The organism is Billgrantia sulfidoxydans (genome assembly GCF_017868775.1).
GTDB lineage: Bacteria > Pseudomonadota > Gammaproteobacteria > Pseudomonadales > Halomonadaceae > Halomonas > Halomonas sulfidoxydans.
Genome location: NZ_CP053381.1, coordinates 1,341,770 through 1,367,067, shown reverse-complemented (window position 1 = coordinate 1,367,067; position 25,298 = coordinate 1,341,770). Strand labels below are relative to the sequence as shown.

General features: G+C 67.0%; 24 protein-coding genes. 4 read left to right on the top strand and 20 right to left on the bottom strand.

Annotation, left to right across the window (positions count from 1 at the left end; translation table 11 throughout):
• Positions 1-452: 452 nt before the first annotated feature.
• Both HNO51_RS06450 and dusA read left to right on the top strand, forming a co-directional pair.
• Entirely contained in the window at positions 453-626 is a 174-nt protein-coding gene (locus HNO51_RS06450; protein WP_209538789.1) for a YqaE/Pmp3 family membrane protein, read from the top strand.
• Between the two features lie 226 nt (positions 627-852).
• Positions 853-1,890 (top strand): tRNA dihydrouridine(20/20a) synthase DusA, encoded by a 1,038-nt coding sequence (gene dusA, locus HNO51_RS06445; protein ID WP_209538788.1) that lies wholly within the window; start codon positions 853-855, stop codon positions 1,888-1,890.
• On the opposite strand, the gene HNO51_RS06440 is transcribed toward dusA, so the two are convergent.
• Positions 1,891-2,922, bottom strand: coding sequence for a succinylglutamate desuccinylase/aspartoacylase family protein (locus tag HNO51_RS06440; protein WP_197450213.1), 1,032 nt, complete (start codon positions 2,920-2,922; stop codon positions 1,891-1,893). It lies immediately after the preceding gene.
• Between the two features lie 179 nt (positions 2,923-3,101).
• Between HNO51_RS06440 and HNO51_RS06435 the strand changes: the two genes are divergently transcribed.
• On the top strand, positions 3,102-3,719 hold the full coding sequence (locus HNO51_RS06435) for a TetR family transcriptional regulator (RefSeq protein WP_197450212.1): 618 nt from the start codon (positions 3,102-3,104) through the stop codon (positions 3,717-3,719).
• 8 nt (positions 3,720-3,727) lie between these two features.
• Here the strand turns inward: HNO51_RS06435 and HNO51_RS06430 are convergent, their stop codons facing one another.
• From HNO51_RS06430 to HNO51_RS06405, 6 genes are all read right to left on the bottom strand, one after another.
• Positions 3,728-4,420, bottom strand: a complete 693-nt coding sequence (locus HNO51_RS06430) for a hypothetical protein (RefSeq protein WP_209538787.1) — start codon at positions 4,418-4,420, stop codon at positions 3,728-3,730.
• Between the two features lie 142 nt (positions 4,421-4,562).
• The gene (locus HNO51_RS06425; protein ID WP_197450210.1) at positions 4,563-7,730 is read right to left on the bottom strand and encodes an efflux RND transporter permease subunit; all 3,168 of its coding nucleotides are present in this window, start codon (positions 7,728-7,730) and stop codon (positions 4,563-4,565) included.
• The gene (locus HNO51_RS06420; protein WP_209538786.1) at positions 7,727-9,010 is read right to left on the bottom strand and encodes an efflux RND transporter periplasmic adaptor subunit; all 1,284 of its coding nucleotides are present in this window, start codon (positions 9,008-9,010) and stop codon (positions 7,727-7,729) included. Before HNO51_RS06420 ends, HNO51_RS06425 begins: the two co-directional genes overlap by 4 nt.
• A gap of 79 nt (positions 9,011-9,089) precedes the next feature.
• Positions 9,090-9,491, bottom strand: a complete 402-nt coding sequence (locus tag HNO51_RS06415; RefSeq protein ID WP_209538785.1) for a hypothetical protein — start codon at positions 9,489-9,491, stop codon at positions 9,090-9,092.
• A 65-nt stretch (positions 9,492-9,556) separates the two neighbouring features.
• Entirely contained in the window at positions 9,557-10,402 is an 846-nt protein-coding gene (locus HNO51_RS06410; RefSeq protein ID WP_209538784.1) for a fructosamine kinase family protein, read from the bottom strand.
• 121 nt (positions 10,403-10,523) lie between these two features.
• Entirely contained in the window at positions 10,524-11,030 is a 507-nt protein-coding gene (locus tag HNO51_RS06405) for a fasciclin domain-containing protein (RefSeq protein ID WP_197450206.1), read from the bottom strand.
• A gap of 178 nt (positions 11,031-11,208) precedes the next feature.
• Here HNO51_RS06405 and HNO51_RS06400 point away from each other — a divergent pair, with 178 nt between their 5' ends.
• Complete coding sequence (locus tag HNO51_RS06400; protein WP_197450205.1) at positions 11,209-11,520, top strand: YqfO family protein; 312 nt, start codon at positions 11,209-11,211, stop codon at positions 11,518-11,520.
• 52 nt (positions 11,521-11,572) lie between these two features.
• Here HNO51_RS06400 and HNO51_RS06395 read toward each other — a convergent pair whose 3' ends face one another.
• From HNO51_RS06395 to HNO51_RS06335, 13 genes are all read right to left on the bottom strand, one after another.
• Positions 11,573-12,868 (bottom strand): TRAP transporter large permease, encoded by a 1,296-nt coding sequence (locus HNO51_RS06395; protein WP_197450204.1) that lies wholly within the window; start codon positions 12,866-12,868, stop codon positions 11,573-11,575.
• Positions 12,868-13,395, bottom strand: coding sequence for a TRAP transporter small permease (locus HNO51_RS06390; RefSeq protein ID WP_197450203.1), 528 nt, complete (start codon positions 13,393-13,395; stop codon positions 12,868-12,870). Before HNO51_RS06390 ends, HNO51_RS06395 begins: the two co-directional genes overlap by 1 nt.
• A gap of 68 nt (positions 13,396-13,463) precedes the next feature.
• Complete coding sequence (gene dctP, locus HNO51_RS06385; RefSeq protein ID WP_197450202.1) at positions 13,464-14,474, bottom strand: TRAP transporter substrate-binding protein DctP; 1,011 nt, start codon at positions 14,472-14,474, stop codon at positions 13,464-13,466.
• A 310-nt stretch (positions 14,475-14,784) separates the two neighbouring features.
• Positions 14,785-15,735: a transaldolase gene (tal, locus tag HNO51_RS06380; RefSeq protein WP_209538783.1), complete on the bottom strand. Its 951-nt coding sequence runs from the start codon at positions 15,733-15,735 to the stop codon at positions 14,785-14,787.
• Positions 15,736-15,768: 33 nt separating this feature from the next.
• Complete coding sequence (xylB, locus tag HNO51_RS06375) at positions 15,769-17,253, bottom strand: xylulokinase (protein WP_197450200.1); 1,485 nt, start codon at positions 17,251-17,253, stop codon at positions 15,769-15,771.
• Between the two features lie 11 nt (positions 17,254-17,264).
• A complete protein-coding gene (locus HNO51_RS06370) occupies positions 17,265-18,740 on the bottom strand; it encodes a mannitol dehydrogenase family protein (protein ID WP_209538782.1) in 1,476 nt (491 codons plus the stop codon).
• A 65-nt stretch (positions 18,741-18,805) separates the two neighbouring features.
• Positions 18,806-19,429, bottom strand: coding sequence for a nucleoside triphosphate hydrolase (locus HNO51_RS06365; protein WP_197450198.1), 624 nt, complete (start codon positions 19,427-19,429; stop codon positions 18,806-18,808).
• A 4-nt stretch (positions 19,430-19,433) separates the two neighbouring features.
• Positions 19,434-20,216, bottom strand: coding sequence for an L-iditol 2-dehydrogenase (locus HNO51_RS06360; RefSeq protein ID WP_197450197.1), 783 nt, complete (start codon positions 20,214-20,216; stop codon positions 19,434-19,436).
• Positions 20,213-20,932, bottom strand: a complete 720-nt coding sequence (locus HNO51_RS06355; protein ID WP_197450196.1) for an HAD family hydrolase — start codon at positions 20,930-20,932, stop codon at positions 20,213-20,215. The genes HNO51_RS06360 and HNO51_RS06355 overlap by 4 nt, the downstream gene beginning before the upstream one ends.
• An 11-nt stretch (positions 20,933-20,943) precedes the next feature.
• On the bottom strand, positions 20,944-22,086 hold the full coding sequence (locus tag HNO51_RS06350; protein WP_209538781.1) for an ABC transporter ATP-binding protein: 1,143 nt from the start codon (positions 22,084-22,086) through the stop codon (positions 20,944-20,946).
• An 11-nt stretch (positions 22,087-22,097) separates the two neighbouring features.
• Positions 22,098-23,009, bottom strand: a complete 912-nt coding sequence (locus HNO51_RS06345) for a carbohydrate ABC transporter permease (RefSeq protein WP_242597218.1) — start codon at positions 23,007-23,009, stop codon at positions 22,098-22,100.
• Between the two features lie 15 nt (positions 23,010-23,024).
• Entirely contained in the window at positions 23,025-23,915 is an 891-nt protein-coding gene (locus HNO51_RS06340; protein WP_197450194.1) for a carbohydrate ABC transporter permease, read from the bottom strand.
• Positions 23,916-23,982: 67 nt separating this feature from the next.
• On the bottom strand, positions 23,983-25,281 hold the full coding sequence (locus HNO51_RS06335) for an ABC transporter substrate-binding protein (RefSeq protein WP_197450193.1): 1,299 nt from the start codon (positions 25,279-25,281) through the stop codon (positions 23,983-23,985).
• Between the last annotated feature and the right edge of the window lie 17 nt (positions 25,282-25,298).

The following is a 25,298-nucleotide window of genomic DNA, read 5'->3' as shown; positions in this document are numbered from 1 at the left end:
TGGCGAACCTGAGGAACGCGAAACCATGGCGTCTCTCGCAAGGGCAAAGCGTGCAGCGCCACTCGCCAGGGCGGCCTGCACAGCGAAAAAAAGCCCGACCGCTGGGGCCGGGCTTTCAATCAACGCTTCCCTATCGACCAACCTCGGGCTTCCTGCCCAAGCGTCCTTGGTACTGAGCGCTCCGTCGCTCGGCCTTCCCTGTAGGGCTCTCCCTCGCCCGTTGTTCCCACGATAGTTGCTTTCGGAGAAAAGTGGTTTAACCCAGGATATCGAAGGGCGTACGAAATTGGCTTCGTGTTTGTAGGATATCTCTTACACAGCGCTTGAAACGAGGATATGCGCCCCGATGCCTTGCCGATGGCCCCGCGTCGAAGGTCAACGCACGCAGACAGCGCCTGAGAATACGCTAGGCTGGAGGTAGGAACAGGCACGCCACGTTCAACGGAGCTGATATGGCACTTACCGCAACAGACCCCATCAAGATGATCTTCGCCCTCCTGCTGCCGCCGGTCGGCGTGTTTCTGGAGGTCGGCCTGAAGGGCCACTTCTGGCTGAACATCCTGCTGACCTTCCTGGGTTTCATCCCGGGCATCCTCCACGCGTTCTACGTGATCCTGAAGCACTAGCCATTCGAGACAAGGGCCTCTGCCGCCGGACACGGTGCGGCGGGGCCCGTACCTGGATCGGCTCTAGGCTCGCCGCTGCTTCTTACGTACAATGATCGGCCATCTCATTCCCGCTCCCTGCCTCTCGTCACGCTGCGCGTCATGCGGCGTCCGGCGACGTATCGGTACTTGCGAGGCGAATGGCGAGATGAGCCGGATCCAACGGCAGGACTTCTGGAGGCCATCGATGAGCGACACGACTGGAAACGACCCGCTGGCCCGGGCGCGCCGGTTTGCGGTGGCACCCATGATGGACTGGACCACCCGCGACTACCGTGCCTTCGCCCGCACCCTGACCCGTCAGGCGCTGCTGTATACCGAGATGGTGACCACCGGGGCGATTCTGCACGGCAGCCCGCGGGAGCGATTCCTCGGCTACGGCGAGGTGGAGCACCCCATCGCGCTGCAGCTGGGCGGCAGCGACCCGGGCGAGCTGGCCGAGTGCGCGGCGATCGCCGAGGAATGGGGCTATGACGAGGTGAACCTCAACGTCGGCTGCCCCAGCGACCGGGTGCAGAACAACCTGATCGGCGCCTGCCTGATGGGCCACCCCGAGAAGGTGGCCGCGGCGGTGCGCGCGATGCGCGAGGCGGTGAGCATTCCGGTCACGGTGAAGTGTCGCATCGGTATCGACGATCAGGACGAGGACGCCGATCTGGAGCGCTTCATCGCCACGGTGGCGGACGCCGGCTGCGAGACGTTCATCGTGCACGCGCGCAAGGCGTGGCTGCAGGGGCTCTCGCCCAAGGAGAACCGCGACATACCGCCGCTGAATTACCCGCGGGTGCACCGCCTCAAGGCCAGCCGGCCGGCGCTGCACGTCGGCATCAACGGCGGCATCAAGACCCTCGACGAGTGTCGCGAGCAGCTGGCTCACGTGGACAGCGTGATGGTCGGCCGCGAGGCCTACCAGAACCCGTGGCTGCTGGCCGAGGTGGATGAGGCGCTGTACGGCGTGCCCGGCCCGGCCGCGAGCCGGCATGCCGCCGCCCGCGCCTTCCGCCCCTACATTGCCCGCCGGCTCGAGGAGGGCGCCAAGCTCAACCACGTCACCCGCCACCTGCTGGGCCTGTTCCAGGGCCAGCCGGGCGGACGCCGCTTCCGCCGCCACCTCTCCGAAAACGGCCATCTCGACGGCGCCTGCCTGCGGGTCTTCGACGATGCGCTGAGCCTGGTGCCGGAGAGAGACGAGAGCGCCGCCAGGCCCTGCCTTGCCGAGGCGTGATCAGTAGAGCGGGTCGGGTGGCGGCTCGAGGCTGGAGTGGAAGGTCTCGATGGCGCTCTCGGCCTCCTCGATGGCATCGAAGCGGGCGATGTGGAACAGCGCCTCACCCTCGTTGGCCAGCGGCAGCCGGCTCATGCCGATCACGATGCCGTCGGCCATGGCCTTCACACTGGCCTCGGCGTTGCCGAAGGGGTCCGCCACCTTCCCCAGCACGTCACCCTTGCTCACCCGCGCGCCGAGGCGCACCTTGGGACGCAGGATGCCGTCGATGGGCGCTCGCGCCCAGCTCGAACCGTTGGCCAGTTCGGCCGCCGGGGGCGGCCGGCGGCGATGCTCACCCGCCAACATGCCCAGCCGCCGCATGACCCGCAGCACGCCACGCACCCCCGGGGTAATCGCCCACTCGTCAAAACGCAGCGCCTCGCCGGCCTCGTAGGTCAACACCGGGATACCCCGCGTCTGGGCGTAGTGGCGCAGGCTGCCCTCGCGCAGTTCCGCATTGAGAATCACCGGCGCGCCGAAGGCGTTGGCCATGCGCTCGGTCTCGCTGCCCGGGCTCAACTGGGCGCGAATCTGCGGCAGGTTGGTGCGATGGATGGCCCCGGTGTGCAGATCGATGATGTGCGTGGCGTGATCGACGATCTGCTCTCGGAACAGCGCCGCCACCCGTGCCCCCAGCGAGCCCGTTTCGCTGCCGGGGAAGCAGCGGTTGAGGTCGCGCCGGTCGGGCAGGTAGCGGCTGTGCTGCATGAAGCCGAACACGTTGACGATAGGCACGGCGATCAGCGTGCCGTTGAGCCCCTGAATCTGGCGCGAGCGCATCAGCCGGCGCACGATCTCGACGCTGTTGATCTCGTCGCCATGAATACCACCGCAGACCAGCATGACCGGTCCCTGGCGGCGACCATGCACCACCTCGACGGGGATGTGCAGCGGAGCATGAGTGTAGAGTCGCGCTACCGGCACGTCGACTTGAAGGCGGCTGCCGGGATTGATCCTGATGCCGTTGAGCTCAAAAGATGCGCGGGGCATGGGCCCTTCCAGAAGCAGAACAGTGTTCGATCCGTTATACCTTGCCACTGCGTGGAATACGAGGGACAGGGGGCGATGGCGTCACACCGGAAAGCATGACATACATATACGAATGTAAGCGACTCATGCTTGGGTTAGAATGACAAAAACATTGCAGTGCCGAGGAGAACCGCCCCACCATGGCCCGACGTACCAAGGCAGAAGCCGCCGCCACACGCGAAGCCCTGCTCGATGCCGCCGAGGCTGTCTTCCTCGAACGTGGCGTGGCCCGCACCTCGCTGGAGCAGATCGCCCGCGAGGCCGGTATGACCCGTGGCGCCGTGTACTGGCACTTCAAGAACAAGGCCGACCTGTTCCGCGCCATGCTGCAGCGGGTACGCATGCCGTTCGAGGAACTGGTCGAGGAGATCGGCGACCCGGAACTCGCCAACAAACCACTGGAAGCCATCCGTCAGGCCTGCTTGAGCGGTTTCGCGCGCCTCGAGCAGCCGCGCTATCGCCGCGTGCACGCGATCCTGATCCACCATTGCGAAACCTTCGCCGAGATCGACCCGCTGGCGATGCAGAACGAGATGGCCGAGGAGGCCTGCGGCGCCCTGCTCGGCTATTTCACCAGTGCCGCCCGCATGGGCCATCTGCGCCAGGACCTCTCACCCGAAGTGGCAGCCAGGTTGCTGCAGGCCATCCTCGGCGGCCTGTTCCACGATTGGCTGCGCAACTACGAGACCTTCAGCCTGCAGGAGCGAGGCGCACAGCTCATCGAAACGCAGCTGCGGCTGCTGCGCTCTTCCTCGTAGGAACGAGGTTACAAGGGCGCCTGAGCGCCGCCATGTCCCGCCCCGGTGCCGCCGCGGGCCAGGCGCATCCGCCGCAGGTGCTCGCGCGCCTCGCAGTAGCGGCGCTGCGCCACGCTGCGGTAGGCGCCCTCACCGGCCACGTACTTGACCAGTACCCGCCGCTCGCCCGGAAGGGGCAGGTCGTCGGGCTTGGCGTGCAGGCGAACCTCGCACGCCGGGTCGTCGTCCAGGGTGGCCGTGGCCCAGCCCTGCGCATCGGGCGCGGAGCGTACCTGCACGACTTCGCCCAGCAGGCAGCGCGGCTGCGCCTGCGCCAGCCGATGGAAGCGGCGATGCAGCGCATGGCACAGGCCCGCCGCCACGGGCGAAGCAAGCACGAAGGCCGCCCACAGCGCCGCCACACCCACCGGAATGCGGAATAGCCCCAGCGGCAACCAGCGCAGCACGGCCAGCTCGATCGTCAGCGTGATCCCCCCCGCCAGTGCCAACAGCACGCTAAGGGCAAAGGTCACCGGTACGCCGGCGAAGCCCAGCGCCACCATGGTGCTTGCCAGATGATCCCCCTTCAGGCTGTCGCGGGCGAACAGTTCCAGCGGCGCCAGGCGCAGCAGCACCAGCAGCCAGTAGAGCAGCACCAATGGCAGCAGGGCGCTGAAGACGACGACGGGAAAACTCAGGGCGATCTGACGCAGCGCTTCCATGACGGCCTCCTTAGTTCTCGCTCGGCTCACCATCAGCCTAGCCCATGGGGCCCCGCGTCGGACATGCTGCCGCTCACGCAATGAAACGGGGCGCCATCCCGCAGGATGGCGCCCCGTCAGCTGCCGGCGGCATGATGGCCGCTCAGTGCTCGGCTGTCATCTCGCGCCGGCCCCACAGCCGATGGCGGAGCCAGTCGGAGATGCGGGCGATCACGGCGTAGAAGCTCGGTACGAAGAGGCTGCCGAGCACCGCCACCGAGGCCATACCCACCGCCACGGTGGTGCCGATGTGGTGGCTGCTGACATCGCTCGCCCCGCTCGCCAACGCCAGCGGCAGGGTACCGAAGATGAATGCCAGCGAGGTCATCACGATCGGCCGGAAGCGCAGCTCGGCCGCGGTGATGGCCGCCTCGCGGATCGACTTGCCCTGCTCCCTGCGCTGCAGCTCGGCGAATTCGACGATCAGGATAGCGTTCTTGGCCGCCAGGCCCACCACCACCAGCATGCCGATCTCCACGTAGACGCTGGTGTCGAGCCCGCGCAGGACAATGCCGCCGATGCCGCCGAGGAAGGCGAAGGGCGTCGCCGTGAGCACCGCCAGCGGCAGCGACCAGCTCTCGTACTGCGCCGCCAGGATCAGGAATACCATCAGGATGCCGAACACGATGGCCAGCGTGGCGGTATTGCCGAGCTGGCTCTCCTGGTAGGCGGTGCCGGTCCAGCCCATGCCCCAGCCGCCGCCGAGGGTCTCCTCGACGATCTCGTCCATGGCGGCGATCGCCTGGCCCGAGCTGTAGCCCGGCGCGGGGCCGCCCTGGAACTGCGCCCCCAGATAGACGCCGAAGCGCGATACCACCGCCGGCTTGGCCTGGCGCTCGAGCGTGACGAACTCCGAGAGCGGGATGCGCTCGCCGTTGCCGCCGCGCACGTAGACGCTGCTGACATCGTCCGGGGTCTTGCGGAAGTTGTCCTCGTTCTGCAGGTAGACCTGAAAGTTGCGGTTCTGGTAGCTGAAGAAGTTGACGAAGCCGTTGCCGAAGGTGTTCGACAGGGTCGCGTTCAGATCTTCCAACGCCACGCCGTAGCTCAGCGCCTTCTGCTGGTCGATCACGGCGCGATAGCCCGGCACGTTGACGTTGAAGGTAGTGAACACCTGCTGCAGGGCGGGATGCTGGTTGGCCGCCTGCATCACCTGCACCGAGGCCTGGAACAGCTCCTGCGGCGAGGCCCCCTCGAACGACTGCAGGTAGCCGGTGAAGCCACCGGTGGTGGAGAGCCCCATGATCGGCGGTACGTTGAACGCCATGGCCGAACCGCCCGGGATCTCCGCGCCCAGCTGCATGATCCGCCCCACCAGTTGGGTCGCGGTCAGCTCACGCTCGTCCCAGGGCTCCATGTTGATGAACATGATCCCCCGCGCGGTGTTGACCGAGCTCGAGAGAATGTCGTAACCGGCCACGGCGGTGGAGTACCGCACCCCGGGAACCTCCTCGATGCGCGAGCTGAGCTCGTCCATGTAACTCTGGGTGCGCGCCAGGGAGGCGGAGTCGGGCAGCTGGACGCTGGCCAGCACGATGCCCTGGTCGGTCTCGGGCACCAGGGTCGAGGGCGTGATCTGGTAGAGCCACCAGGAAGCGCCGATGACCAGCGCCGTCAGCAACAGCGCCAGCCCCCAGAAGCGCACCAGCACCTTGACCAGCCACATGTAGACGGCGGTCACGCCGGCGAACAGTCGGTCGAACAGCCGTAGCGGGGTATTGAGTGCCCGCTTCAGCCGGGACTCCCCCACCCCCTTCGGCTTGTGCTTGATGAACAGCGCCGAGAGCGCCGGGGTGAAGGTCAACGCCATCAGCGCCGAGAAGGCCACCGAGACCGCCACGGTGATCGCGAACTGCTGGTAGATCTGGCCGGTGAAGCCGCCGAGGAAGGCCACCGGCACGAATACCGCCGCCATGATCAGCGAGGTGGCGATGACCGGGCCGCCCACTTCCTTCATGGCGCGGATGGTCGCCTGGGTCACCGTGATCTCGTCGTCCTCGCTGAGCACGCGCTCGACGTTCTCCACCACCAGGATGGCGTCGTCGACCACGATGCCGATCGAGAGCACCAGCGCGAACAGCGTCAGCAGGTTGATCGAGAAGCCGAACAGGTAGAAGCCGGCAAAGGTGGCCAGCACCGACACCGGCACCACCGACATGGCGATCACCGTGAAGCGCCAGTTCTGCAGGAAGATGAACAGGATCACGCCGACGATCAGGAACGCCTCGATGAACACCTTGGTCACCGTGTCCACCGAGGCGCCGATGAACAGCGTGGTGTCGTAGGGCACTACGTATTCGAGCCCGGGAGGGAAGCGCGACTCCAGCTCGGCCATGGTGTCCTGCACCGCCTGGGCCGTTTCCAGCGCGTTGGCACCCGGCTGCTGGTTGATGATGATCGGCGTCATGGTGGCGCCGTTCAGGCGGGCCTGAACGCCGTAGTAGGAGGCCCCCAGCTCGATGCGCGCCACGTCGTCCAGGCGCAGCGCAGAGCCGTCGGGATTGGAGCGCAGGAAGATATCGCGGAAGTCCTCGACATCGCTGAGGCGCCCGCCGGCGGTGATGGTATAGGTGAACGCACGGGGATCGCGCTGCGGCGTGGCCGCCAGGTTGCCCGCCGGCACCTCGGTGTTCTGGGCGCGAATGGCCCTGGCCACTTCGGTGGGGGTCAGGTCGTACTGGGCCAGCTTGTCGGGGTCCATCCACACGCGCATGGCGAACTCGCCGCCGCCGAGCACTTCGGCCTCGCCCACGCCGGGCACCTGGCGCAGCTCGTCGAGGATGTTGAGCGTGGCGTAGTTCTGCATGAAGACGTTGTCGTAGTCGCCCTGCGGCGAGATCAGCGACACCAGCATCAGGATCGAACTGGAACGCAGCTCCACCGTCACGCCCTGGGCCTGCACCGCCTCGGGCAGGCGCGACAGTGCGCCCTGCACCCGATTGTTGACGTTGATCGTGTTGATGTCGCCGTCGGTGCCGATGTCGAAGGCCACGTCGAGGCTCATGGAGCCGTTGTCGCCGCTGGTCGAGGTCATGTAGAGCATGTCCTCGACGCCGTTGATCGCTTCGGCCAGCGGTGCAGCCACCGTCTGCGCCACCGTCTCGGCATCGGCCCCCGGGAACTGGGCCCGCACCGACACCGTGGGCGGCACCACGCTGGGATACTGCTCGATGGGCAGCACCCGCATGCTCACCACCCCCATCACGGTGAGGATGATCGCCAGCACCGTGGCGAAGATCGGGCGCTTGATGAAGAAGTTGGAGAAATTCATGCGTCGTCCTCACCGCCCTCGGCGGCATCCTCCCCAGGCATGGCCTCGGCGGCTTCCTGCTCCTGCATGGCCTCGGCGGCCTGTCGCTCCGCCTCGGCTTCGGCCTGCTCGACCTCTTCGACCAGGGTCTCGGCATCGCCTTCGAAGGGCCGGGGGTCGATGGGCGTGCCGGGTTCGATGCCGGCCGGGTCGCCCACCACCACCCGCTCGCCGGGCTCCAGGCCGCCGCGGACGATCTGCCACGGGCCCGCCACTTCACCGAGCTCCACGGTGCGCGAACGGGCCACGTCGTCCTCGTCGAGCACGAACACCTGGGGCCCCATCAGGCCCTGGGTCACGGCGATCTCGGGTACCGCCAGCACGTCGAAGCGCTTGAGCCCCTCGAGGCTGACGCGGGCGAACTGGCCGGGCAGCACTCGGGTGTCGAGATTGGCGAAGGAGGCGCTCGCCTGGACCGTGCTGGTGCGTTCGTCCACGCGCGAGCCGAGGAAATCGAGCTGGCCTTCGAGTTGCTGGGCGGCCGCGCCGCTACCGCCGGGAACGTTCAACGTGGCACGTATCGACTCGCCGCCGCGGCCGTTCAGCTGCTGGCGCAGCTCGAGAGCGTCGCGCTGGGGCAACTGGAAGCGCACCTCCAGCGGATCCAGCGGAGTGATGGTAGCCAGGACGGTACCGGGGCTCACCAGGTTGCCGACATTGATCTGCGCCAGGCCGATCACGCCCGACACCGGCGCAGCGACCTCGGCGTAGGCCAAGTCGATGCGGGCGCTGGCCAGCGCCGCCTCGGCCTGGGCCACGGCAGCGCGCGCGACGCCCAGCTCCGCGCGCGCCTGGTCGACCTGCTGCTGGCTCACCGAGTTCTGGCTCAGCAGGCGCTCGAAGCGCTCGGCGTCGCGCTGGGCACGGGACAGTTCGGCCTGGGCGCTCTGCAGGTTGGCCTCGTGCTGGTTCACCGCCGCCTGGTAGACGTCGGGCTCGATGGAGAAGAGCCGCTGGCCTCTCTCGACCTGCTCGCCGGGCTCGAAATGGCGCTCCTCGAGATTGCCCGTGATGCGCGCCACGAGGGTAACCTCGTCGTCGCTGCGCAACAGCGACGGGTAGGACTTTTCCAGTGCGATGTCCTGACGCTCGATCGCCACGACCTCGACGGGATGCGGCTGGCGCTGCGCGGCCGCCTGCTGCTGCGCCTCGGGGTTCTCTTCCTGGCCACAGGCGGCCAGCAACAGACTGGCGGCCAGCACCATCAGCGTGGCCCGGCCAAGTCGAGAGGTTCTTTTCATGATGTGCGTCGTTCCCGTGGAGTCGTCAAGGTTCGACAAATTTTACATTCATGCCTGTATGGATGTAAATCGAGAAGGCTCAGTCGCCACGTGGCCGGCTGCGCAGAATGCGCCCTTCGGGATGCTCCTCGAAGCGGCCGCCACGGCCACTGCCTACCACGTCGTCGCGCCACATCTCGCCACGCTGGCGCGGGGCCAGCGGCGCGGGGCGTGGCGGCTCGACAGGTCGGGGGGCCTGCCCCCAGGAGAAGTAGGGATCGAACAGCGCCCAGGGCAGCTCAACGGTAAAGCCGGGGTCCCGACGGTGCCGGCGCCAGTGCTCACGATGCCAGGCCATCGGCGAGACCACCGGTTGGAATCCGGACACATGGAGTCGTTCACCAGGCCCGGAGGCGGCCATGGCGGTCCCCCACACGGCGAGCCAAGCCGCCAGTATCGGTGCCAACCGGCTGGTTCGCTGCAACCGCAACAGGTCGTTCATCGCCTTTTCCTCCCCGCCGATGGCCATGGCAAGCATGCTCGGCCAGGTTTCCCAGTATAGGCCGGCTATCGATCGACATGTTCGAGAGCAGCCACCGCCCGTTCGACACCGCCGCGATAACCGCCGCCGAACAGCAGCAGGTGATTGAGCAGCGGATAGAGCTGGAACAGCGACTCGCGTCGCGGCCAGTCGGTCGGCTCTCGGCCCTCCCAGTAGGCCTCGAAGAACGCCTCGCCGGGCGAGCCGAACAGCGTCAGCATGGCCAGGTCCACCTCGGGGTAATGGCGATACACCGCCGGGTCGATGATCGCTGGCCCCCGCGGCGTGTAGAGCACGTTGCCCGACCACAGATCACCGTGCAGCAGGCAGGCCGGCGCATCGGGCAGCCAGGTCTCCAGTGCCTGCGCCACGGCTTCGATGCGCCCGAGTAGCCGGCTCTCCATCAGGCCGCGCTCCTGGCAGGCCCGGGCCAGCGGCAGCAGGCGCCGCTCGCGCTGGAACTCACGCCCGTCGGCGAGTGGCGCATTGGGTTGCGGCGTGCGTCCGCAGGCATTGTCCCTCGGCCAGCCATGCTCGCCGGCGGTGTGAGCGTGCAGTTGGCGAAGCCCCTCGCCCAGCGCCGCGGCAGCGCGCGGCGTACGCGCCCCCGCTTCGAGCGCCTCAAGAATCAGCCAGCCGCCGTCGACGCCCAGCACCTCGGGCACGATCAGAGCGCTTTGCGCCTTGCGCAAGGCGAGCAGGCCATCCGCCTCGCCTGCCACGCGCCTGGGGTCGTCGCGCTTGACCACTACCGCTCCCTGCGACGTTTCCAGTCGGTAGACGGCAGCGATGTCGCCGCCCCCAAGCGTTTGCAGTTCCCCCCGGGAAGAGAGCCCCAGGGTGTCCAGCAGGTCAGCCAGCGTTCGTTCCATGATGTCTCCTTGCCGATCGGTACGGTGGCACCACGCCACCATGCCATGCCCGTCGGTGCTGCCCAAGCTCAGCAAAAAGCCACCCCGAAGGGTGGCAAGGCGGACACGGAGAAGATGGCCGTCACTCGGGCATCAGCACGCTGTCGATCACATGGATCACGCCGTTGCTGGCCTCGATGTCGGCCTGGATCACATTGGCGTCGTCGATCATCACGCTGCCGTTCATGGTGGTAATGGTGAGGTCCTGGCCTTGTACCGTCGTCGCGCTGTCGAGGTTCATGGCATCAGCGGCCATGACCTTCCCCGGCACCACGTGATAGGTCAGCACGGCCTGGAGCTGCTCACGGTTCTCGGGTTCGAGCAGGCTCTCCACGGTACCTTCGGGCAGCTTGCCAAAGGCCTCGTCGGTGGGGGCGAACACGGTGAAGGGGCCCTCGCCCTTGAGCGTCTCCACCAGGCCGGCCGCCTCCAGGGCCGCCGCCAGCGTCTCGAACTGCCCGGCTGCGACCGCGGTATCGACGATATCCTGCTTGTCGCCATGATGATCGGCCTGGACGGTGCCCGCCAAGGCGACACCCAGCATGCCTGCTCCCACCCAACCGATGGCCACTCGTTGCAACGTCGTCATCTTTACGTACCTCATGGGGTGAACGATGAGGGTTCGCGTCGAGCCGACCAAACCCTATACACAACTTATATCCTGTATAAAGTTTGGACAAGTATTTTTTCCGCGCCCGGCAGCACGTAGTCTTCTTCACGCGACGACGTATCATGGAGAGGGCCATGCACTGCAAGGAGAAGAGACGATGTACAAGCTTGCCTTCTACGTTCCGCTCGAGGATGCCGAAACGGTCAAGGAAGCCGTGTTCGCCAGCGGCGCCGGGCGCATCGGCGACTACGAAGCGTGCTGCTTCGAGACCCGCGGCACCGGTCAGTTTCGCCCGCTCGCCGGCGCCGACCCGCACATCGGCCGGGTCGGCGACCTGGCGAAGGTGGAGGAAGTGAAGGTGGAACTGGTCTGCGAGGATCACCTCATCCGCGCTGCCGTCGACGCCCTGCGCCGCGCGCACCCCTACGAGGAGCCGGCCTACGACGTGTGGAAGCTGGCGGAACTCTAACGGAATGGCCACGGGTTCAGAAAACCCGTGGCGACGTGCTTCGGTTTGTGCCTTAGAGAAAGCCCAGCAGACGCGGAAGGAACAGCGACAGCTCGGGCACGAAGGTGGTCACCAGCATTATTGGTATACCCACGAAGGCGATCAGTTGCAGCGCCGGCGCGAAGGTCTTGTGAATCGACACCCGGCCGATGCGGCAGGCCATGTAGAGGATCGGCGCCACCGGCGGGCTGTTGGCGCCGATCACCACCGAGCAAGCGACGATCGCACCGAAATGCACCGGATGAATGCCGGTGTCCACCATCAGCGGCAGGAACAGCGGGGCCACTACCACCGTTACCGAAACGTCGTCGAGGATGGCGCCGGCCACGATCAGGAAGATATTCACCGCGATCAGGATCAGCAAGGGATTATCGATCAGGGTGGTGATCAGCTCGGTGAGGTCCTGCGGCACGCGCTCGAAGGCCAGGATTCGGCCGATCATGAAGGAGAACAACAAGATCAGGATGATCGAGCCGGTGGTCTCCGAGGCGGCGATCACGCTGCGCGAAAAGTGCTTGAACGACTGGTCACGGTAGACCAGGAAGCCGATGACGATGGCCGCAAAGGCCGCCACGGCCGCCGCCTCGGTAGGTGTGAAGACACCACCGTAGATGCCGCCGAGGATGATGAACGGCAGGCTCAACGCCGGCAGTGCCCGCCAGGTGGCCCGCACTTTGGAGGGCGCCTGGCCGCTGGCCAGGCCCTCGCTGGCGATCTCCTGGAACAGCCGGCCCGCGGCGAAGCGGTTGGCAAGGATCAATCCCGCGATCAGCAGCAACGCCGGGCCCACCGTGGCCGCGAACAACGCCGCTACCGACTGTCGCGTCACCACCGCGAAGAGGATCATGGTGATGGAGGGCGGGATCAGAATGCCGAGCAGCGAGGAGATGCCGAGCAGCGCCGAGGAGTAGCCGCGGGGGTAGCCACGCTGCTCCAGCGGGCCGATCATGATGGTGCCGATGGAGGCCACCGCCGCGGTGGCGGTGCCGGCGATGGCGCCGAACACCCCGGAGGCCAGCACCATGGACGCCCCCATTCCCCCGCGACGCCGGCCCACCAAGGTCTCGATGAAGGTGACCAGGCGGCTGGCGATGCCACCACTCTGCATCAGGTAACCGGTCAGCACGAACAGCGGCAGCGCGATCAGGATCACCGAATCCACCGAGCGGAAGCCCTGCATCATCAGGGTATCGAGGTTGGCGTCGTAGGCCATGGCCAGGTAGGCCAACACCCCGGCGAAAGACCAGGCGACGGGCACGCCCAGTCCCATCAGGAGCAGCAGCAGCAGGATCGCGAACAGGCCTTCCATCACGACTCCTCCCCGGCCATCGCATAGCCGGAACGGGCACCGCGGAGTGCCGCGATGCCCTGCCACACATCGCGCAGGGCATAGCAGAAGCAGCCGACGCTGGCGAGCATGATGGCCGCCTGGGAGACCCACAGCGGGATCGACAGCTCCGGGGTGTGCTGAGGCCGCTCGATGCCCCAAGCCAGCATGCGCTGAGCCCAGTAGACGAAGCAGGCGCTGATGATGGCCACGATCACCGCTACCAGGGTCTTGTGCAGCGCCTTGAGGCGCGCATCGCGCAGTTGCAGTTCGAGGAAGTCCACCACCAGGTGTTCGCGGCGCCGGCTGGCGATCATCGCACCGGTCATGTAGAGCCACATGCCAAAGAGCATGACCAGCTCCAGGGTGCCGACCAGTGACCAACCGAAGACATAGCGTGCCAGTATCAGGAATAGCATCAGCCCGACGACGAGCAGACTCGTCACGAAGGCGACGGCGTTGAGCAGCCAGCCGACCTTCTCGTCCAAGGCCTTGAGGAAGGATTGCATGCGAGGGCCCTCACAACGGGGACGCCGACCCGGAAGACGGGCCGGCGCCAGGGTTCAGGAGGAGAACGTCACAGCGGGGTGGCGTTGGCGCGGACGGTGTCCATGATCTCGGTACCCAGCTCCTCCTCCATGAGCGGCCAGACCTGCTCACGGGCGCGGCGGGCAAAATCTTCGAGGGTCTCCTCGGGCAAGGCGAAATACTCCATGCCCTCTTCCTGCGCCTTGGCGATGTAGTGCTCGTCGCGCTCGCGGGCGTCGACGAACTGCTGCTCCATGACCTCGCGGGCCGCCTCGCTGACCACCTGCTGGTGCGCCTCGCTCAGGCGCTCGTAGGAGCCCATGTTCATGGTCAGGATGCCAGTCATGAAGAAGTGCTTGGTGTGGACGTAGTAGTCCAAGGTGTCGCGGAAGTACTCGTAGGGCCAGTAGATGACGTTGCCCGCTTCGCCGTCCACCACGCCGGTCTGCAAGGCGGTATAGACCTCGCCCCAATCGATGGCGGCGGTCTGGTAGCCCAGCGCCTGCATGGTCTGCGGGGCCGGGAAGACGGTCATGGTGCGCACGGTCAGGCCGTCGGCACTCTCCATGTCCAGCGCGTACTGACCGCGCGAGGCCACGCCGTTGAAGCCCTCGGGCCAGGGGCCGAAGAACTTCAGGCCGATGTCGGCGAAGACGTCGCCGAGCAGCTCGTTGACCCAGCCACCCGGGCTGTAGGCCTCAATGGCCTCGTCCCAGGAGAGCGTCATGTAGGGGGTATAAATGATCCCGATGCGCTTGTCGTAGGCAGTCATCGGCCAGCTGAGCATCATGTCGATACCGCCGGCCACCAGCAAGTCGAAGACCTCCTGCTGGCCGCCCAGCTCGTTCTGATAGTAGACCTCGACCTCGAGTTCACCGCCCGACTTCTCCTCGATCAGTCGGCTCCACTCGTCGAGGGTATCACCAGCCGGCGAGCCCTGGGTGCCGGAGTCGGTGGCCAGGCGCAGAGTAGCGGCTTCGGCGGCCAGGGTGCTGCCTATCAGGCAGACCCCCAGAGTCAGAGCGCTCAGGCGTGGCAGGATCTTGCGGGTCGCGAACATCTTGGCTCTCTCGGTTGTTGTGGTTGGCAGGCCAATATGTACCGAGCCGAAAAAAAGCGGTCAATGCGCCTTCGCAAGCCAAAAAAAAGCATTATTATCCTGCAATAAGGCAAATTCTTGGAATTTAAGACCAAAAAAATATTGAAAATTCTGACTTCTTTCCATTTAGCTCCTCGCAAAGCCCCTAAGTCGCCTTCGACAGAGCAATCCGGGCCGTCGCCGGGACCAAGAACAGTGTCGCAAACGGATAGGGTTGCGGCCCGAAAGCCGAAACCCTGATCTGGATCATGGACAAGGGAATGCGTTGTGGTCAGCCCAGCCGCTCGGCAATGCGCCGTTCGAGCTGCTCCTGATCCTCGGCGAAGCGGCGAATGCCTTCGGCCAGCTTGTCGTTGGCCATGGCGTCCTGGTTGTGCTGCCAGCGGAACGCGGGCTCGGTGAGCGGCGCGGGGCGCTCGCCGGGAGATGGGAACGTCACCCGCTTGTCGACGTCACCCTGCTGCGAGGCCAGCTCTTCGAGCAGCGCCGGGGAGATCGTCAGGCGATGACAACCGGCCAGCGCCAGTACCTGGCCGCTGGTGCGAAAGCTCGCTCCCATCACCACGGTGTCATAGCCGCCACGACCGGCGCGCTCGCACACGCTGCGCACGAACTTCACCCCGGGATCCTCATCCGGCGCGTACTCCTTGCCGGTCTCCTTCTTGTACCAGTCGGTGACCCGGCCGACGAACGGCGAGATCAGGAACACGCCGGCATCGAAGCAGGCCTGGGCCTGGGCGTCGCTGAACAGCAGCGTGAGGTTGCAGTTGATGCCCTCCCGCTCGAGTCGTTCGGCGGCGCGAATGCCCTCCCAGGTGGAAGCCAGCTTGATCAGCACCCGCTCGCGGCCGACGCCTCGGCGCTCGTACAGCTCGATCAGCTCATGGGCCTTGCGCACGCTGGCCGCGGTGTCGAAGGAGAGCTTGGCGGCCACTTCGGTGGACACCCGCCCCGGCACCCACTTGGCAATTTCCGCCCCTTTGGCCACGGCCAGGCGGTCCACGGCTCGCTCGATCCGGGCCCGCGGGTCGCGGGTCTCGCCCTTGACCGCGGCGAGCTCTTCCTCGATCAGCGCCTGGTAGCCCGGCAGGTCGAAGGCCTTGAGCAGCAGCGAGGGATTGGTAGTGGCATCCTGCGGCTGGTAGCGACGAATGGCCTCGAGGTCGCCGGTGTCGGCGACGACCAGCGAATGTTGCTTGAGGGCGTCGAGTCGAGTCGTCATGGAAAATGCTCCGTAGGCTGAGGAAGGAAGGGATCAGGCCGGAATGCCGTGCTGGGCGGCCAGCGCCTCGCGATAGCGGGCGTAGACCGTCTCGTAGGCGCTTACGCTGGTCGCCTTCGGCTCGGCCAGCGAGGCCTCGTCGAGATGCACCAGACGCTCGCACAGCGCGGGCAGCGTGGCGTCCGGACGCTCACACCAGGCCGCCTGGAGCGCCGCCCCGAGCGCGGCGGCATCTGTCACTTGCGGGCAGACCACCTGGGTCGCCGTCACGTCGGCCACCATCTGGCGCCATAGCGGGCTCTTGGCGCCGCCGCCGATCAGGCGGATCTGGCTCGCCCCGGCGGCCAGCGGTCCGAGCAGTTCGAGGCCATAGCGCAGGCCGAAGGTGGCGCTCTCCACCACCGCCCGGCACAGGTTGGCCTGGGTCAGGTTGCGGCTGTCGAGTCCCAGGAAGCTGGCCGAGGCGTGCGGCAGCGCCGGGACCCGCTCGCCGTTGAAGAACGGCAGCACCGTCACGCCCTCGGCACCGATCGGGGCGGCGGCCAGGCGCTCGCCGAAGGCGACCAGGTCGAGGTCGAAGAGTTCGCGCACCAGGGTACTGGCGGAGGTCACGTTCATGGTGCAGATCAGCGGCAACCAGCCGCCATGGCTGGCGCAGAAGTTGGCCACCATGTCGCTCGCGGCAAGCACCGGCTCGGGCGAATAGGCACACACCGTGCCCGAGGTGCCAAGGCTCAGGGTGACGATGCCGGGGGCAATGTTGCCGGTGCCGATGGCACCGAGCATGTTGTCGCCCCCTCCGCTCGCGACCAGCACGCCCTCGCCCAGCCCCAGTTCGCGGGCGACCTCCGGGCGCAGCGTGCCGGCAGGCTCGCGGGAGTCGATCAGGCGCGGCAGCACACGCGAGGGATCGAGCTCCGGGGCGATCGCGGCGAAGACGTCACGGCGCCAGCGCCGCGAACGGGTATCGAAGTAGCCGGTGCCGGAAGCGTCGCCCGCCTCCGCCACCTTCTCGCCGGTGAGCCAGTAGTTGAGGTAGTCGTGGGGCAGCAGGATGGCGTCGATACGTCGATAGGCAGCCGGGTTGGTATCGCGCAGCCAGGCGAGCTTGGAGGCGGTGTAGCCGGTCTGCAGCACCAGGCCGAGCTTCTCGAGACAGCCCGCCGCCCCGCCCAGGCGCTCGACCAGCGCGGCGTTGTGCGCCGCCGTCTCGGTGTCGCACCACAGCTTGGCGGGATGCACCGGCAGGCCTTCGGCATCCAGTGCCACCATGCCGTGCTGTTGGCCGGAGACGCCGATGGCACGGATCGCCCCGCGAGCGATGCCGGCCCGGCCCATGGCCTCCTCGAAGGCGCCGCGGAAGGCCTCGAGCCACTCCTCCGGCGCCTGCTCGCGACGCCCGTTCGCCCCCTCCACCAGGCGATGGGGACGACTCGCCTCGGCGAGGATCGTCTCGCCCTCGACGTCGACCACCACGACCTTGGTGCTCTGGGTACCGCAATCCACCCCGATGTACATGCCGCCGCTCCTCACTCCCCGACCAGGGTTTCAAGGGTAGCGCGCGCGCCGCGTTCGTGCAGGCTCTCGAGCGCCGCCAGGTAGGCGTCGCGGAAGCGCTCGTGCTCGACCAGGTCGCCGAACAGCTCGCGGTTGCCGATGAAGGCGGTGGGCCGCGTGCGATTCTCGGCGGCCAGGGCCATCAGTTCCTCCTTGAGGCGGTCGACCACCGCAATCGGTTCGCCCTGCTCATCGACGCCCTCGGCGTAGCGCGCCCAGCTCGCCACCACCGCGGCGCTGCGGCGGATCTCGCCGCCTGCCTCGAGCTGCTCGCGAATCACCGGCACCAGCCACTTGGGAATCCGATCGGAGCTTTCGGCGCACAGTCGCGCCAGGGTGTCCTTGATCTCGGGGTTGGCGAAGCGCTCGATCAGGGTCTGGCGGTACTGTTCGAGATCCACCCCCGGCACCGGCGCCAGCGTCGGGCTGCCCTCGTGACGCATGTAGCCGAGCAGGAAGTCGACGAACAGCGGATCGCGGCACACCTCGTGAGCATAGCGATAGCCCGCCAGGGTGCCGAAGTAACACAGCGCCTGGTGACTGGCATTGAGCAGGCGCAGCTTCATCAGCTCATAGGACACCACGTCCTCGACCAGTTGCACGCCGACCTGCTCGAGGGCTGGCCGGCCGCAGGCGAAATGATCCTCCAGCACCCATTGGGTAAAGGGCTCGCACACCACCGGCCAGGCATCCTCGACGCCGAACTCGCCGGCCAGCTCGGCGATGTCGTCCGCCTGGGTGACCGGCGTAATGCGATCGACCATGGCATTGGGGAAAGCCACCTCGGTCTCTAGCCACTCGCCCAGCGCCGGGTCACGGGCCCGGGCGAAGGCGGCGAACATGCGCCTGGCCACCTCGCCGTTGCCCTGGATGTTGTCGCAGGACATGATCGTGAACGGCGCCAGGCCACGCGCGCGCCGCCGCACCAGGGCCTCGACCACCAGGCCAAATACGGTACGCGAGGCCTCGGGGTTGTCCAGGTCGTGCTGGACGTCGCGGTTGTCGATGTCGAACTCGCCGCTGACGGGATGGAAGTTGTAGCCCCCCTCGGTCACGGTCAGCGAGACGATGCGAATGGCGGGGTCGGCCATGCGCTCGATGACGGCTTCGGGGTCGTCGGGGGCGAACAGGTAGTCGAGCATGGCGCCGATCACCCGCGGCTCGCGCTCGCCGCCGGAGTGCTTCACTACCAGGGTGTAGAGGTGATCCTGAGCGGCCAGGACCTCGTGCATGCGGCGATCGCCCGGCAGCACGCCGACGCCGACGATGCCCCAGTCAAGCGCCTCGCCGCGATTCATCAGCTCGTCGAGGTACATGGCTTGGTGGGCGCGATGAAAACCGCCGACGCCGATATGGACGATGCCCGGCGTCACCTCACGACGGTCATAACGCGGCACGGCGATGCGCGGATCGAGTCGTTGAAGCGTGGCGTTGCTGAGAGCAGGCATAGGGGCACTCCTTGCCGCAGGCGGCAATGAACGAAAAATGGGTGGCGGCCCGAGCGAGTCGCGGGTCAGCGCCAGTAGAGGTCCGGCGCGATGGACTCGCGCTTGATCAGCCGGGCATTGAGCATGTCCTTGTTTCGCGCCTTGTCGACGGCGCCCTGTTGCTCCTGGCCCATGCCCAACCAGCGCTGGATCAGGCGCGCCTCGAGCACTTCGTCGGCCACTTCGAGCAGCAGGGTCATGTCGAACAGCGGGTGGAGTTCGCGCCAGGGGTCGCGGTCGAGCAGCAGGTAGTTGCCCTCGACGATGACGATGCGATGCTCGAGGGTGATCAGGCGTCCGCCGGCCCGGGCCAGGTCCAGCGGGCGGTCGAACACCGGCACCGCTACGCTCCTGTCGGCGCGGCGAATGCGCTCCAGGTCATGCCTGAGGCCGTCGGGGTCGAAGGTCTCCGGGGCGCCCTTGATCGGCAGCTGCCCCAGCGGCTCGAGAATAGCGTTGTCGAGGTGATAGCCGTCCATCGGCACCACCGCGGCGATGCCCGCCTGCCGCTCGTTGAGTTCGCGGCACAGCCACTCGGAGAGGAACGACTTGCCCGCCCCCGGCGGCCCGGCCAGGGCGACGATGAAGCGTTGCCGGTTCTCGGCGGCCTCCAATAAACGCACCGCCATGTCATGGATATTGGGGTTCATTTTTTCAGCTCATCCAGTTACCGCCGTCCACGTTTAATGTTTGAGCAATGACATAGTGACTATCGTCCGAGGCGAGGAACACCGCCGCCCCGGCGTGATCCTCCGGTTTCCCCATGCGGCCGTAGGGCACCGCCTCGCCGACCAGGCGCTTCTTCTCGCCCAGCGGTCGGTTTTCGTAGCGGGCGAACAGCGCATCGACCTCGTCCCACATCGGCGTGTCGACCACCCCCGGGGCGATGCCGTTGACCCGGATGCCGTAGCGAATCAGGTCGAGTGCGCACGACTGAGTCAGGCTGATCACCGCGGCCTTGGTGGCACAGTAAGTGCTCACCAGCGCCTCGCCGCGGCGCCCCGCCTGGGAGGCCATGTTGATGATCGCCCCGCCCTCGCCGCGAGCCACCATGTGCCGGGCCACCGCCTGAAGGGTGAAGAACAGGCCCTTGGTGTTGACGGCGAACTGGCGGTCGAAGCTGGCTTCACTGACCTCGAGCACCGGCGCCATGTCGAATACCGCGGCGTTGTTGACCAGGATGTCGATGGCACCGAGGTGCTGGGTGACCGCCTGGACCATCGCCTGGATGGAGTCGACGTCGCAGACGTCCAGGCGCACGCCCATCACGCGCTCGGCGCCCAGCGGACTCAGGCCGGCCACCGCTTCCTCCACCGCCGCCACGTCGATATCGGCCACGGCGACCCGTGCGCCCTCGGCGAGATAGCGCTCGGCGATGGCCAGGCCGATGCCGCGCGCGCCGCCGGTGATTACCGCCACCTTGTCCTGCAGTTTCATCTCGGGTTTTCCTCGTTGGTTTCGCTGGTGGCCACCTTCGCGCCGGTGCGGCGTTGCTCGCGCCACTGCTGGATCAATGCCTCCAGACCGTGCATGGCCGGCAGGACCCGCCACGCCCCGGCCTGATGCAACCGCTCGGCGTGCCCCGCCTCGATATGGCTGGCGCCGGTGAAGCCGATCACCGTCATGCCGGCGGCATGGGCCGCCGTCACGCCGGAAACGCTGTCCTCGACCACCAGGCAGTCGCCCGGCGCCCGGCCCATCCGGCGCGCCGCCAGCAGGTAGAGGTCGGGGGCCGGCTTGGGTCGTTCGACCTCGTCGGCGGTGAACAGCGGCACCTCGCCCAGCCGGGCGTCGAGTCCGGTCACGGCCAGCGAGGCCAGCACCCGCCGGCGACGGCTGTTGGAGACGATGGCCAGCGGCAGCTCGATCCGCGCCAGCGTTTCCGCCACCCCCTCGACGGCACGCAGCTCCTCGGCCAGACGCGCCTCGATGGCGCCATCGATGCGCTCCAGCGCATCCGCCGGCAGCCGATGCACGCTCTGCCGCTCCAGCTGCGCGAGGATCGCCGCGGTGGTCATGCCCAGCGCCTGGCGCAGGGCGACGTCCTCGGGGATGTCCGGCAGCAGCTCGCCGAGCTGCTGGGCCAGCGTGGCCTCGGCGACGATCTCGCTGTCCACCAGCACGCCGTCGCAATCGAAGATCAGTGTCTCCATGCCCGCCCCGCTCATTGGCCGCCCGCCACGGACGGGGAACGATTGTCCTGGCGGTTGAGCCCGGCCAGAGGGTGGCGCGCCAGGCTGGGCAGGGCCAGGTCCGCGGCATCGAAAAGATGGGCGCAGGTGCGGTCGAAGCCGAAGCGCAGGGTATCGCCGACCCGGTTCTCGACGTTGCCGTCGGCGCTCACGGTGACCAGGGTGTCCTGCATGCGCACGTAGAGCGAGGTGACCCCGCCGAGACGCTCGATCACTTCGATGCGCCCCGAGAGCGGCCCTTCGGAATCGATCTGCAGGTGCTCGGGGCGTATGCCCAGCGTCAGTGACTCATCGTTCAGGCCAGTGCCATCCACCTGCACTATGCAGGTCGCACCGTCCGGCAAGCGAACCTCGACGCCTGTGGGACTGGCTTCCACAAGCTTCACCTGCAGGAAATTCATCTTCGGCGAACCGATGAAGCCGGCCACGAAGCGGTTGCGCGGGTGGTGGTAGAGCTCCATCGGCGAGCCCACCTGCTCGACCACGCCGCCCTGCAGCACGACGATCTTGTCGGCCATGGTCATGGCCTCGATCTGGTCGTGGGTGACGTAGATCATGGTGGCGTCGAGCTCCTCGTGCAGGCGCGCCAGCTCGATGCGCATCTGCACTCGCAGCGCGGCGTCGAGGTTGGAGAGCGGCTCGTCGAACAGGAAGATGCTGGGGTTGCGCACGATGGCGCGGCCGATGGCCACGCGCTGGCGCTGGCCGCCGGAGAGCGCCTTGGGCTTGCGTTCGAGCAGCGGTTCGAGCTGCAGGATCGAGGCCGCCTCGCGCACCTTGCGCCGACGCTCCTCCTTGGGTACGCCGGCGAGCTTGAGGCTGAAGCCCATGTTGTCCTCGACGGTCATGTGCGGGTAGAGCGCGTAGCTCTGGAACACCATCGCCAGGCCGCGCTCGGCGGGGCCGACCTCGTTGATGCGCTTGCCGTCGATCATGATGTCGCCGCTGGTGGCGCTCTCGAGCCCGGCGATGATGCGCAGCAGGGTCGACTTGCCGCAGCCGGAGGGGCCGACGAAGACCACGAACTCGCGATCGTTGACCTCCAGGTCGACGCCCTTGATCACCTCGGTGTCGTCGAAGCGCTTGACGATGTTATGAAGCTGTAGCGTTGCCATGGAATACCTCGTTACTTGACGGCGCCGAAGGTGAGGCCGCGTACCATCTGTTTCTGGGTGAGCCAGCCGAACACCAGGATCGGGGCGATGGCCATCGTGGAAGCGGCGGAGAGCTTGGCCCAGAACAACCCCTCGGGGCTCGAGAACGAGGCGATGTAGGCGGTGAGCGGGGCGGCGCTGGAGGAGGTCAGGTTGAGACTCCAGAACGCCTCGTTCCAGCTCAAGATCACCGACAGCAGCCCGGTGGAGGCGATGCCCGGCAGGGTCAGCGGCAGCAGCAGGTAGAGCACCTCCTGCAGCGTGCTGGCGCCGTCCATGCGCCCCGCCTCGAGGATGTCCCGCGGCAGGTCCTTGAAGAAGGTGTAGAGCATCCACACCACGATCGGCAGGTTCATCAGGGTGTAGACGATGACCAGCCCGGTGCGGGTGTCGAGCAGCCCGACGTCGCGGAACAGCAGGTAGATCGGCACCAGCACGCCCACCGGCGGCAGCATCTTGGTGGAGAGCATCCACAGCAGCGTGCCCTTGGTGCGCTTGGTGGGCAGGAAGGCCATGGCATAGGCCGATGGTATGGCGATGAGCAGCGCCAGCAGGGTCGAGCCGAAGGCCACCACCACGCTGTTCATGGCGAACTTGAAGTAGTCGGCCCGGGCCTGCACGGCGACGTAGCTCTCAAGCGTCGGGGTGAAGATCAGGCTGGGGTCGGCGATTGCCTCGGCTTCGCTCTTGAAGCCGGTCAGCACCATCCACAGGATGGGGAAGAAGATGAACAGTGCGATCCCCCAGCCCAGCAGCGTGAGCCAGATCCGCCGTGCACCGACGCTGGGCACCAGCGGCGTGTGCCGGGCCCGCACCTCGCTGGCTGGCGTGGTGGCCAGGTGTCCCTCGGCCGGCAGGGCCTGCTTGGTCTTGTAAGTGGTCATGAGCGGCTCCTCGCCTCAGCTTTCCAGGTTCCTGGCCACCAGCCGGACCAGGAAGATGGCGACGATATTGGCCAGGATGATGGCGACTACCCCGCCGGCGGAGGCCAGGCCGACGTCGAAGTCGAGCAGCGCCTGGATGTAGATCAGGAAGGCCAGATTGGTGGTGGCCAGCCCCGGCCCACCGGAGGTGGTGACGTAGATCTCGGCGAAGATCGTCAACAGGAAGATCATCTCGATCATGATCACCACGCTGATGGCGCGCTTGAGGTGCGGCAGCGTGATGTAGAAGAACACCGCGATGGGCCCCGCCCCGTCCATGCGCGCCGCCTCGACCTGGTCGTCGTCGAGCGACTGCATGGCAGTGAGCAGGATCAGCAGCGCGAACGGCAGCCACTGCCAGGCAACGATGATGATGATCGAGGTCAGCGGCAGCGACGAGAACCAGTCCACCGCCGGCAGGCCGAACACCCCGGCGAGCCACGCCAGCACCCCATTGGAGGGGTGCATCATCATGTTCTTCCACACCAGCGCGCTGACCGTGGGCATGACGAAGAACGGCGAGATGGCCAGCACCCGGGCGATGCCGCGGCCGGGAAACTCCTGCTGGAACAGCACGGCCAGCAGCACGCCGCCGCCCACGGTGATCACCAGCACCGAGCCCACCAGCAGCAAGGTATTGCCCATGGCACGCCACAGCGCCGGGTCGGTGAACAGGTACTCGTAGTTCTCCAGGCCGGCAAAGCTCTCCATGCCGGGCATCAGCAGGTTGTAGCGCTGCAGCGAGAACCATACGGTCATGCCCAGTGGGACCAGCATCCACAGCAGCAACAGCGTGACCGCAGGGGCCTGCAGGGACAGCGAGCGCAGGCCGCCGACGGTACGCCCCGAGGCGCGCGTCTTGCTCATGACATCACCACGTCAGGTTGGGGGTTGGCCGCCGGGGCATGGCCCCGGCGAGGTCGGGTGCGCCGGATCAGTAACCGGCGCGCTGCATGGTGCGCTCGGTGGCGCGCTGGGCGCTCTGCAGCGCCTGCTCGACGCTGGTATCGCCGGTCAGCGCCGAGGCGATGGTCTGGCCCACCTGGGTGCCGATCGACTGGAACTCGGGGATGCCGACGAACTGCACGCCGACATAGGGGCTCGGCTCCAGCGTCGAATCGGTGGGATCGGCGCTATTGATGGCGTCGAGGACGAAGCCGGCGAAGGGTGCCTCCTCCTGGTACCGCTCATTCTCGTAGGTCGACTCGCGTGTGCCGGGCGGCACGCTGGTCCAGCCCTCGCTCTCGCCGACGAGTTCGATGTACTCCTGGGAGGTGGCCCAGGTCAGGAAGGCCTGGGCGGCCTCCTGCTTCTCCGAGGAGGCGGGGATGGCCAATGCCCACGACCACAGCCAGTGCGCCCCCTTGGGCGTCTCGGCTACCGGCGCCGGAGCGAAGCCGAGGCGATCGGCCACCTGCGATTCGGCCGGGTTGTAGAGCTTGCCCGCGGCCGAGGTGGCGTCGACCCACATGGCGCAGTTGCCGCGCGAGAACAGCGCCAGGTTCTCGTTGAAACCGTTGGAGCTGGCCCCCGGCGGGCCATAGTTGCCGAGCAGGTCGACGTAGAAAGCGATCGCCTCCTGCCAGGCCGGTGAGTCGAGCTCGGGATTCCACTCCTCGTCGAACCAGCGTCCGCCGAAGGTATTCACCAGGGTGGAGACAAACGCCATGTTCTCGCCCCAGCCCGGCTTGCCACGCAGGCAGATGCCGGCCAGCTGGTTGTCGGGATCGTGCAGCTCGGCCGCCCATTCACGCACCTCCTCCCAGCTCGGCTGCTCGGGCATCTCGATGCCGGCCTCCTCGAACAGGTCGGTGCGGTAGTAGAGCATCGAACTCTCGGCGTAGAACGGCAGCGCGTAGAGGGTGCCCTCGTGGGAGAGGCCGTCGCGCACCGGCTTGAGCAGGTCATCCTCGCGGTAGGCCTCGGGCAGGTCATCGAGCGCGACCAGCCAGCCGCGCTCGGCCCAGATCGGTGCCTCGTAGGTGCCGATGGTCATGACGTCGAACTGACCGCCGTCGGTGGCGATGTCGGTAGTCAGGCGCTGACGCAGCACGTTCTCCTCGAGCACCACCCAGTTGACCTCGATGTCCGGATGGGCCTCCTCGAAGGCCTCGGTCAGGCTCTGCATGATCACCATGTCGTTGTTGTTGACCGTGGCCACGGTGATGGTCTCGGCCTGGGCCGCAGTGGCAACGGCCAGACCGGCCAGAGGAAAGGCGTAAGCGAGCTTCATGTCGGGCTCCTGTGTGC

What these genes read in the sequence shown, in the direction of transcription:
- HNO51_RS06420 (WP_209538786.1), bottom strand. Translation starts at nt 9,010, where the DNA reads ATGAAAAGAACCTCTCGACTTGGCCGGGCCACGCTGATGGTGCTGGCC.
- HNO51_RS06405 (WP_197450206.1), bottom strand. Translation starts at nt 11,030, where the DNA reads ATGACGACGTTGCAACGAGTGGCCATCGGTTGGGTGGGAGCAGGCATG.
- HNO51_RS06390 (WP_197450203.1), bottom strand. Translation starts at nt 13,395, where the DNA reads ATGCAATCCTTCCTCAAGGCCTTGGACGAGAAGGTCGGCTGGCTGCTC.
- HNO51_RS06425 (WP_197450210.1), bottom strand. Translation starts at nt 7,730, where the DNA reads ATGAATTTCTCCAACTTCTTCATCAAGCGCCCGATCTTCGCCACGGTG.
- HNO51_RS06410 (WP_209538784.1), bottom strand. Translation starts at nt 10,402, where the DNA reads ATGGAACGAACGCTGGCTGACCTGCTGGACACCCTGGGGCTCTCTTCC.
- HNO51_RS06340 (WP_197450194.1), bottom strand. Translation starts at nt 23,915, where the DNA reads ATGAGCAAGACGCGCGCCTCGGGGCGTACCGTCGGCGGCCTGCGCTCG.
- HNO51_RS06435 (WP_197450212.1), top strand. Translation starts at nt 3,102, where the DNA reads ATGGCCCGACGTACCAAGGCAGAAGCCGCCGCCACACGCGAAGCCCTG.
- HNO51_RS06345 (WP_242597218.1), bottom strand. Translation starts at nt 23,009, where the DNA reads ATGACCACTTACAAGACCAAGCAGGCCCTGCCGGCCGAGGGACACCTG.
- dusA (WP_209538788.1), top strand. Translation starts at nt 853, where the DNA reads ATGAGCGACACGACTGGAAACGACCCGCTGGCCCGGGCGCGCCGGTTT.
- HNO51_RS06350 (WP_209538781.1), bottom strand. Translation starts at nt 22,086, where the DNA reads ATGGCAACGCTACAGCTTCATAACATCGTCAAGCGCTTCGACGACACC.
- HNO51_RS06440 (WP_197450213.1), bottom strand. Translation starts at nt 2,922, where the DNA reads ATGCCCCGCGCATCTTTTGAGCTCAACGGCATCAGGATCAATCCCGGC.
- HNO51_RS06360 (WP_197450197.1), bottom strand. Translation starts at nt 20,216, where the DNA reads ATGAAACTGCAGGACAAGGTGGCGGTAATCACCGGCGGCGCGCGCGGC.
- HNO51_RS06355 (WP_197450196.1), bottom strand. Translation starts at nt 20,932, where the DNA reads ATGGAGACACTGATCTTCGATTGCGACGGCGTGCTGGTGGACAGCGAG.
- HNO51_RS06430 (WP_209538787.1), bottom strand. Translation starts at nt 4,420, where the DNA reads ATGGAAGCGCTGCGTCAGATCGCCCTGAGTTTTCCCGTCGTCGTCTTC.
- xylB (WP_197450200.1), bottom strand. Translation starts at nt 17,253, where the DNA reads ATGTACATCGGGGTGGATTGCGGTACCCAGAGCACCAAGGTCGTGGTG.
- dctP (WP_197450202.1), bottom strand. Translation starts at nt 14,474, where the DNA reads ATGTTCGCGACCCGCAAGATCCTGCCACGCCTGAGCGCTCTGACTCTG.
- HNO51_RS06335 (WP_197450193.1), bottom strand. Translation starts at nt 25,281, where the DNA reads ATGAAGCTCGCTTACGCCTTTCCTCTGGCCGGTCTGGCCGTTGCCACT.
- HNO51_RS06450 (WP_209538789.1), top strand. Translation starts at nt 453, where the DNA reads ATGGCACTTACCGCAACAGACCCCATCAAGATGATCTTCGCCCTCCTG.
- tal (WP_209538783.1), bottom strand. Translation starts at nt 15,735, where the DNA reads ATGACGACTCGACTCGACGCCCTCAAGCAACATTCGCTGGTCGTCGCC.
- HNO51_RS06365 (WP_197450198.1), bottom strand. Translation starts at nt 19,429, where the DNA reads ATGAACCCCAATATCCATGACATGGCGGTGCGTTTATTGGAGGCCGCC.
- HNO51_RS06400 (WP_197450205.1), top strand. Translation starts at nt 11,209, where the DNA reads ATGTACAAGCTTGCCTTCTACGTTCCGCTCGAGGATGCCGAAACGGTC.
- HNO51_RS06415 (WP_209538785.1), bottom strand. Translation starts at nt 9,491, where the DNA reads ATGAACGACCTGTTGCGGTTGCAGCGAACCAGCCGGTTGGCACCGATA.
- HNO51_RS06370 (WP_209538782.1), bottom strand. Translation starts at nt 18,740, where the DNA reads ATGCCTGCTCTCAGCAACGCCACGCTTCAACGACTCGATCCGCGCATC.
- HNO51_RS06395 (WP_197450204.1), bottom strand. Translation starts at nt 12,868, where the DNA reads ATGGAAGGCCTGTTCGCGATCCTGCTGCTGCTGCTCCTGATGGGACTG.